Origin of the sequence: Pseudoalteromonas sp. SIMBA_162 (genome assembly GCF_046535955.1) — a bacterium.
Lineage (GTDB): Bacteria > Pseudomonadota > Gammaproteobacteria > Enterobacterales > Alteromonadaceae > Pseudoalteromonas > Pseudoalteromonas marina.
Window position 1 is genome coordinate 1 of sequence record NZ_JAWJBQ010001254.1, and the last position, 234, is coordinate 234.

At 63.2% G+C, this 234-nt stretch carries 1 protein-coding gene; it reads right to left on the bottom strand.

Annotated features, from left to right (window positions below; all coding sequences use genetic code 11):
* A partial coding sequence (locus tag R0J88_RS23650) for a TetR/AcrR family transcriptional regulator (protein ID WP_410901408.1) occupies positions 1-234 on the bottom strand: 234 nt, incomplete at both ends.

The window sequence follows — 234 nt, forward strand, 5'->3', positions numbered from 1 at the left end:
GCCGCGATAGTCCTTCTGCGTCGCGCGCGCCGCGAGATCGACGAAATACTGGATCAACTGCGCCTTCGGCTGGCCCGGATGCTTCGCGATGCTCGAATCGAAGCGCTCGAAGAAGCACGCATCCATCCGCTCCAGATACGCGAGGATCAGCTCGTCCTTCGACGAGAACTGGCGGTACAGGCTCATCTTGTTGACGCCCGCGAGTTCCACGACCGCCTCGACACCGACCGCGCG